This window comes from Candidatus Cloacimonadota bacterium, assembly GCA_034661015.1.
Classification (GTDB): Bacteria; Cloacimonadota; Cloacimonadia; order JGIOTU-2; family JGIOTU-2; genus JAYEKN01.
The window spans coordinates 1-8,744 of record JAYEKN010000170.1; the positions used below are offsets into that span (position 1 = coordinate 1).

Annotated in this window: 3 protein-coding genes and 1 pseudogene; 1 reads left to right on the forward strand and 3 read right to left on the reverse strand. The window is 36.6% G+C overall.

The genetic code is table 11. From position 1 onward, the window contains the following. The first annotated feature begins 331 nt into the window (after positions 1-331). Positions 332-2,746: a FlgD immunoglobulin-like domain containing protein gene (locus U9P79_06485; GenBank protein ID MEA2104270.1), complete on the forward strand. Its 2,415-nt coding sequence runs from the start codon at positions 332-334 to the stop codon at positions 2,744-2,746. 111 nt (positions 2,747-2,857) lie between these two features. On the opposite strand, the pseudogene upp reads toward U9P79_06485, so the two are convergent. The 3 genes and pseudogenes from upp to U9P79_06500 form a co-directional block, all read right to left on the reverse strand. Next, positions 2,858-3,217, reverse strand: a pseudogene (upp, locus tag U9P79_06490) (uracil phosphoribosyltransferase). An 83-nt stretch (positions 3,218-3,300) separates the two neighbouring features. Next, positions 3,301-4,860, reverse strand: coding sequence for a glycogen/starch synthase (locus tag U9P79_06495; GenBank protein MEA2104271.1), 1,560 nt, complete (start codon positions 4,858-4,860; stop codon positions 3,301-3,303). Beyond that, entirely contained in the window at positions 4,850-8,230 is a 3,381-nt protein-coding gene (locus U9P79_06500) for an alpha-amylase family glycosyl hydrolase (protein MEA2104272.1), read from the reverse strand. The genes U9P79_06495 and U9P79_06500 overlap by 11 nt, the downstream gene beginning before the upstream one ends. Between the last annotated feature and the right edge of the window lie 514 nt (positions 8,231-8,744).

The window sequence follows — 8,744 nt, forward strand, 5'->3', positions numbered from 1 at the left end:
GAATCTAGACTCATTTCTCAAAAACGAAAATGTTTTTTCGTATGTTTTCCCGTACCGGACAGGAATAAATTATACGGTTTTTGACTTTGTAAAAAAGAACAATTGAAGTCAAGTTTTAATTAGAAAATAGTTGACAAAGAATTACCTTTTTTTCCTTTGCAGAATTATGTATGAAATATAGAGAATATTGTTATATCGTTTATTAATATGTTCTATATGTTTTATTTAATTCGTTAAATATAGGTGGGAGCCTATAAAATCTGTTCATTTCTAAATTAGGTATTATTATATGTTAATTTATTTAAAAAAATTCTTGTTTATTGAGAAAAAAATGAAAACAACATTAAAAAAAGATTTGGAGATTAAAATTATGAAAAAAGTACTTATTGTACTAATGATGGTTTTTTTCGTTGTAGGACTTTCCGCCAAAGAAAAATATGTTCAAGCTATTGAAGATATTTCTCCTTTTGCTGGAATTTCCTCAAACAACCCCGCAAACGCTTCTGATGAAGTTTGGGATGTTCTTTATAGTTTTCCGGACATTGATGCCGGTCAACCTGGCATAGAAACGAATGACACCCATATCTTCACAACAGACTGGCGCACAGGCGAAGTTACTTTCCATAAATTTGATATGGACGGGACTTTTGTAGAAGAATTTGACATTGCCGGAGCGACATGTATTCGCGATATGGCTTATGATGGCGAATATTTCTATGGGGCAGCTGCCGATATGTCTTTGAAGAAAATGGACCTTGAAGGTCAAACATTAGTTGAAACTATCAGTGCCAGTTGTGCTGGTGTTACCGGAATTCGTCATATTGCTTATGACCCTGAACTTGATGGTGGAAACGGTGGTTTCTGGGTTGGTAACTGGGCAGAAATTGGTGCAATCACAATGACCGGTGCACAAATTTACGGAAATATTGCCGGTATTGCAGAATCTACTTATGGTAGTGCTTATGATCCTTGGACAGCCGATGGACCATATCTTTGGCTTTTTTGCCAAACGGGTTCATTAGTCGAATTAAAGCAATTTGATATTGCCACCCAATCACTTACGGGCGTAATGCACGATGCAAGTGATATGCCCGGATATGTTTCCGGATCAGCTGGCGGATGTTGTACTTATGTAAATGATGACGGTTTATTTGCTTTACTCATAAATATTCAGCAAGATCCCAACCTTATCGGTGCTTATGAACTGGCAGTTACTGCAGATCCGAATGCTCCCGGTCAACCAACCGACATGGCAGTTATTCCGGATGCGAGTGGTGCATTATCAGCAGATATTGATTGGTTAAATCCAAGTGTTCAGGTTAATGGTGATCCTTTAACTGAATTGACTTCTGTTGAACTTTATAGAGGCGATGAACTGATCTATACTTCCTCCTCTCCTATAATCGGTGGAACTGAATCATATACCGATGCTGGTATGGCCGCTTCAGGAATTTATGAATACTCAGTTATTCCTTATAACAGTTTTGGTGATGGCTTATCTGCCTCAGCAAGTGCTTGGATAGGTGAAGATGTGCCTGGTGCAGTTACTGACCTAACCGTAGAAGATGCAAGCACTGATGACCTGGCTGCTTTGGTTAGTTGGGTAAATCCAACCGAAGGAATGCACGGCGGACCTTTTAATGAATCGATTCTTGGTTATCACGCTCTCCGCTCTGATGGTGAAATCTTCGAGATTATCGGTGAAGTTACCGAGTGGCTTGATGAAAATATCCCCGCCCCTGATTATTATTCTTACACTATCCAAGCCTACAACTCAGTAGGTGATGGTGCTGAAGCAACTAGCGATGCTATTTGGATTGGGTCAGCATTCTCCGGCATCGTAATTGTTGACCTTGATCCTACCGGACCTGGTGCAACTCTACAAGCAGCTATTCAAGATTGTTACAACGGACAAGTTGGACTTGCAACAAGTTTTGACGATTATCCTCTTACTTCAAGTATAGAAGCAGTATTTGTCCTTCTTGGAATTTATTCCAGCAATTATCCCCTACCTGAAGCAGAAGCTCAACCATTGATTGATTATCTAAATAATGGTGGAAGTGCTTATATGGAAGGTGGAGACATGTGGTATTATGATCCTCAATATCAGGGAGCATACGACTTTGGTCCACTTTTCGGAATTACTGCCTTAGCAGATGGATCAAGTGATCTTTCAAGTGTAGATGGTCAGAATTTACTTGCGGGATTGTCCTGGACATATACAGGCGAAAACAATTGGATTGATCAAATTCAACCAACCGCAGGAACAGGTTCTGAAACAATATTTATGAACCCCTCTGCCGGTTATGATTGTGGTGTTGCTTATGATAGTGGAACACATAAAACTGTTGGAACTTCTTTCCAACTTACTGGACTTGGTGGAACAAATACACTTGAAGAAGCAGTTGGACCAATCGTAGAATTTTTGGCTGGTGCACAAGCTGTAACTCCAGGTAGTTCAAATGAATTTATTACAAAATTGAACAACAACTTCCCCAATCCGTTCGCCAATAGCACAAATATTGATTTCTCTTTGAAGAATCCTGCCAAAGTTTCTATCAGCATTTACAATATCAAGGGTGAAAAGATTAACACCCTTACTAATGGAAATTTTAAAGACGGTTCGCAATCGATTAGTTGGAATGGTACAAACAGTAATGGTCAATCGGTTGCAAATGGAATCTATTTCTACAGATTAGAAACAGATGGCTATAATGCAACTCAAAAAATGATCCTTATGAGATAATTCGATTTAAACTTGAAAATTGATTTTGCCCCCACAGCTTTTGTTGTGGGGGTTTTTTTATGGCTTTTATTCTAAAAGATTTATAAAAGGGAAAAGGGGACTGTAAAAAATCTAATTCCCAAAATATCTATCTCCAAAATCACCTATTCCGGGCACAACGAATTTTTGTTCATTTAATTTTTCATCTATGGCAGCTGTAATTATTACAACGCTTGAGAAGGTGTCTGTAATTCGTTTTATTCCAGCCGGAGCAGAGACGATTCCCACGAAAGTTATGTCTTTTGCTCCTTTTTGTTTTAGAGCAATAATAGTTTTACTCAAAGAACCTCCTGTTGCAAGCATTGGGTCAAGGACGATTATTTTGTGAGTAGATAAAATTTCCGGCAATTTTTGATAATATGTTTTTGCAATAGCAGTTTTTTCATCACGTTCCAAACCTACGAATCTCACGAAAAAATCACCTATAAATTCTTTTAAAGCATTTTGTCAAACTTTATAAATATTTTATCATTTTCATCCCATTTTCTTTACACATACTCAAAAAAAACTTCTCCCTATTTCTCTCCAATCAATTTATCATAAATATTTATATATTCTTGGGCAGTATTTTTGAGATTAAATCGTTCATAGCCTTCGTGCATAATCCGTTTTAGAATCCGGATTTTTTCATCGGAAGAAATTTTGTAAAAATCTATCGCCTTTTTCATTCCGTATTCCAATCCGTATTTATCTGCCATCTCAAAAAGGAATCCGTTCCCGGTGTTGTCCTTAATATTCAATTGCTGAACTGTGTCTTTCAGTCCGCCGGTTGCTCGCACCACTGGCAAAGTTGCGAATCGAAGGGCTTCCATTTGCGGAATTCCACACGGTTCGTATCGGGATGGCATCAGGATGAAATCCGAGCCAACTTTTCCCAAATTGCTCAATTCATCCACAAAATGATGATAAGCAACATTTGAAAATTTTGCCGCCAATTTGATCAATTGCTTCTCAATTTTGGCATCCCCATCTGCAACAACTGCAAGTTGAAAATTGTATTTATTGAGAAAATATTCCAGATTATTTACCAGAATATCCGGTCCTTTTTGGTCGTATAACCGATTGGGCCAAAAAAACAGAGGGGTGTTGGGTTTAATCGGTAATTTCATTTCCTGCTGAAAAATAATTTTATTCTCCGCTTTTTTTTCAGAAAGATTTTTTGAAGAGAAATTTATGATTCCATCCATCAGCAGTGAGTCAATCCGTTCATTCGGAGCATTTTGAATTCCGACTGCTTTTCCTTCGTTATATTTCTGCTTTATCACCTGATAGATCGGACGAGGTACAAGATCAGGAAAATAATCATTAACCAATTCTTGAAGAAAAGTTTTACTCACCGTATTAAAATAGTCGGAAGCCAGAATTCCACTCGAAGTAAAGTCCACTTTATTTGTGCGATAATATTTTCTCCAGTTATCTTTTAGATTTACCGGAAATTTTTCAAAATACAGATCTTCTACAAAATCCAATGGTCGTATCCCGCTTTTTTCTATGGAATAGAGTGTTTGTTTTTCTGTGAAAATATTATGAAGAGTGAAAAGCGATTTGATGCCCTTTGCCTTTGCTGCTGCCGGAATAAGAGCGGTCATCCAATCGTTGCAATGAACAACATCCGGTTGCAAAAAATCCAGCAGGTTATTTATCACGAATCTCTGCAGGGCGAATGATTTTGCTACAGGTCTGTGAACCGAGTCTTCATCATAAGGGTTTTGAATGTAAGAAAAGGCACTATCGTTTACAAGATGGATTCCCTTGCGACTCAAGATCACTATTAATTTTTCGATTTCAGTATTTGTAAGTTTGCTAACTCTTTTAATTTTCTTGTCGTATTTTGGCAGAACAATGTGAATTTCATATTTACCACTTTTTTCCACATAACTCACCAAACCTGCGGAAATATCACCAAGTCCGCCACCTTTTGCAGTTATCAAATTAGCAGCATTACCCATTCCTTCAGGGAGTTCGGTTATTTCCGGAGTGATAATAAGTATGATCGGTTTTTTTCTTTTGGGAGTAATCGCCCGAAATTCTTCGGATATTTCTCGTCCATATTCGAGATTCGTATTATTTTCCATAACTATCCTCCGATTCTATAATATTTTGCAAAAGCTTCTTCACTTTATAATTTGATTTTTTATGAGCCTGAAAAATCCCTTTGAAAAAGGTGAAGATTTCATTGATATTTTTGGATGAATCAACCTGAACATCCGATTTTAGAAAATTAATAAAAAGCAGGGGATAGATCAGTTCCTCGAATCTCTCCGCATTATACCACTCTACATCGTCGTAAATATTCACTAAAAGGTATTTTCTCACTTTCCTGTCTTCAAAGAATTGCTTTACGGTCTTAGTATTTTCTGCCTTATGCACTGTTTTGAACAGAGTCGAATATTTGCACCCGATTTTCAATTTATTCATAAAATCGTTTTTATTTATTTCAGGAAAAATTTTGAAAATATTCTCCCTTATCTCATTCCCGAATAAAAGTTCATCCAACAGAAAATCAATATCTCCAGCCGGATTTGCCATTTCACGAATTCGCTCCAGAAGTAACCAATAAAATATGGAAATAACGCCTAACTTACTTTGGGATAGATAATTTCCAAACTCAAAATTGTTATGAAGTTTATACAATTTTGTTATATCGGAAATAATTTTCTGTTTCGTTTTTGAAATATTTTTATCGAGTTTAAGATAATCCGCGAGATTCATTAAAAATTCTTCAATGCGAAAACCGTATTCTTCAAATTTCGGTTCAGTGGTTTTTTGCTGATTGTCTCTAAAATGCTCTACCAAATATTTCATAGATATCGGCTTGATCAGTTGAGCAAATTTTTCCAAGAGTGGAAGCAGTTTGATCCGCTTCTGTTCCACTTCGATACTTTCCACCCCCTTGCCCTTAAGGTGTTTATAAACTTCGCCATAAAAAGTATTTTGTCTTTCTTCAACAGTTTTCATTTTCATAAAAACAAAATATTTGTAGGCATTTAATTTTATTTCCAAACCATCCGAATGAAGTGTATCACATCTGAAAATATACTCCAGACCATCCGGCATATTTTTCAAGATTAGAAAATGTTTTTCTGAGTTTGGTAAATTCAGCAGATCTGCGAGACCAAATTCCTGCCATACTGTTTTTCCATTTTTTCTGTGAGGATAACTGGCATTTTTGATAAATCCTTCGGTTTCTTCGTATTTATTGTTGAAGATCACGAGGGCTTTTTCGGTGGTATTGCCATTCAAATATGCAAACACATTGTCGTTTACTTCGCCCTGGAAATTGTAAAAATTCATCAGATAAAATGAATCCACTTCCGCAAACACATTTCGTTTTTTCAGGAGAGGAAAAATTTCTTTTTGATGCCGTTTGACAAGGGAGTAATCTGTATTTTCATCATATTTTGCTTGCTTATATTCCATTCCGTATTTTTCACGATAGCCCTCGATCTGCCCATGAGCAAACATTGGTAGTCCCGGCATGGTGCACATCAGGATGCAAATTCCGAAATATTTATCTCCTTTTCCAAATTGATATATCGCAGTTTCTTCGTCCGGATTGCTCATGAAATTTACAAATCGTTTGAGAATTTGGGGATTGTGTTCCAAGACATTGAATATCGTTTTTTTATATTTTTCGTTCTCCTCATCTTTGAGCATGTTCATAAAAGCACTATTGTAAACCCGATGCATTCCAAGGTTTTGCACAAAATATCCCTCCATCATCCAAAATGCTTCTGCAAGCAAAAGTGTGTTTGGGGCTTCATTTTCTATTCTTTCGACAACTTCTCTCCAGAATTCCATGGGGAAAAACTTGTTGAATTCGGCTCTCGTTAAACCGTATTCCGCTCTCGAAGGAATTGCCCCACCTTTTCCCGGAAGAGGAAACCATAAACGCTGATAATGTTTTTTTGCCAAAGTCATAGCAGCGTCAAAGCGAATAATGTGAAACCGCTTCGCTATCTCGAGAATCTTGTTTATGATGGTTTCTCTTACTTCCTTTTTGAGATAATTTAATTGAGCAGTATCATTCCATGGCAGGTTGGTTCCATCATTGCCATGGTAAATAAAACGCGTTTCACCGTTTTCCAGATTTTTCCATTGGAAAACTACGGCTGCATCAGAATTGTCGTAATAACCGTCTTCAATTTTGAGCTCAAACTTATTTCCTGCTAATAGATTTTCACCTGTAAATTTATAGACTGGGAAGGGAGAATTTTTTGCTTGAATATACCATTCAGGATGATGCAGAACCCATTCCGCATCCATTCCCGTGTGGTTCGGAACCATATCTGAGGCGAGAACTATGTTATGCCTTAATGCTTTTTCTTGTAAGTTTTCATACGCTTCCCACCCGCCAAGATTCTCGGCAATATCATACTTTTTTATCGAATAAGCAGAACCCATTGCATCGTCTTGTCCGCAGCGTCTTTTGATTATTTTGGAAATTTCGCTTCTTTCCCAGATTCCAATCAGCCAGAGAGCATTGAATCCGGATTGAGAAAGTTCGATAAAAATTTCTTCCGGGATTTCATCCAATCTGCTAATATTTCTTTTAAATTTTTTGCTGAGTTGATCCAACCAAACATACGTGCTTTTGGTTAGCAAAACGACCTTCGGCATCCAATTTTTATCTTCTGTAAATCTTTCCCGCCCTTCATCTTCGTCATAATCCTGATCAAAAGTATAAATATTTGTTGGACCAGGTCCCTGAGATCTGAACTTGTTTTGCTCTTCAAGAAAATCAATTCCAAGCAAAATAAACGAATCATCAGTAAGATATTTTGCCCAGTTTTCCTTGATAAAAATTAGTTGGGAGTGGATAGAATCCGGATTCAGTTTGGAAGGTAATTTTATAAATTCCAAAAGAGAAATTTGGCTGTCTCCAAAATTTGGCAGGTCTTTAAAATGATCATTCAAAAAATTTATCACATCCTTATAAATTGTTTTCGCAAAAATCCCTTTTTCGGAAAAGAGAAAATCATACCGTCTAAAAGCAGGATTGGAATTGATAAACCAAATTTCAAATAATTTTTTTAAAATTTCTGCATTGGTAAATTTTTGTTTGCTGATTTTTGGATCTGACGGGAGATATTTATTTATAAAAATTTCTGAAAGGTGTTTTACATCTTCATTATCTAACCTGTCTGCTAAAACTTTATAGGCTTCCGAGAAAAGATCAATTTGGTTTTGTTGCTCAAAAATCTCAATTATTTTTCGATTTATTCTGGAAATTACGGAAATTCCATATAAATCACCGGCACTAACAAATTTCTTCGATCGGTTTTCGTCACCTTTTTTTTCATTAATGTTATGGATGAATCTTTTAATCGCATCGTAAGATGGAAATTCAATTTCGCCCTTGAAATTTATCAGTGCGGAGTTAATTCCATGTTCTTTTACGGCAATTTGATTGATCGGAAAACTGCTTTTAGCTTCTTTATTCATTAATTTCCTTTTGTATTCGTGTCAGGGATTGGTCCCTGACACCTCATAATATTTTTCAATCCGTGCTGAAGTCATAGAGTCGGCATGGGCCAATCCGTGCCGAATCGTGTCAGGGAATGGTCCCTGACACCTCTATAATATTTTTAAATCCGTGCTGAAGTCATAGAGTCGGCATGGACCAATCCGTGCCGAATCGTGTCAGGGAATGGTCCCTGACACCTCATAAAATTTAATATTACCAAACAGTGCTTTAAGATGTCAAGTTTGCTTCCGAAGACATTAGGGAACGCACGAGGGTTCTATGAAGGTTAGCAAAAATAATGGGCCAAATTTTCAGTTACATTTCCTTTTTTTTGATCTCAGAACAATGATTAACGATTAGCGATTTTTGATTTATTTCTAATTCGAACTTATGCATCTTTTTTCTAACTTCTTATATCTAAAATCGTTAATCCTTGTTCTTAAATCAATTTTATTTTCTTTGACTTGCCCATTACCGTTTGTGCAAAAGGCG